General features: G+C 55.7%; 1 pseudogene. It reads left to right on the top strand.

Annotated features, from left to right (window positions below):
- Positions 1–10: 10 nt before the first annotated feature.
- Positions 11–271 (top strand): annotated as a pseudogene (locus tag KVT28_RS25165) (ABC transporter substrate-binding protein); the annotation flags it as partial.

The following is a 271-nucleotide window of genomic DNA, read 5'->3' as shown; positions in this document are numbered from 1 at the left end:
GGAGCAAAACATGATCAACTCCCTGGCTAAATCCAGGATGCTGAAGGTCGGTCTCAGCCTGATTGCTTTGATCGTTGCCGCTGGTGTCCAGGCGAAAACCCTCGTTTATTGTTCAGAAGGTCCGCCGGAAGGCTTCAACCCGCAGCTCTTCACATCGGGCACCACCTACGACGCAAGCTCGGTACCGATCTACAGCCGACTGGTTGAGTTCAAAACCGGTACCACCGAGCTGCAGCCAGGTCTGGCAGAAAAATGGGATGTCAGCGCGGAC

The sequence above is a fragment of the Pantoea sp. GbtcB22 genome (genome assembly GCF_019091025.1).
Classification (GTDB): Bacteria; Pseudomonadota; Gammaproteobacteria; order Enterobacterales; family Enterobacteriaceae; genus Pantoea; species Pantoea leporis.
Note: the sequence above shows the minus strand (reverse complement) of the source record. Positions and strands in the feature narration are given on the sequence as shown.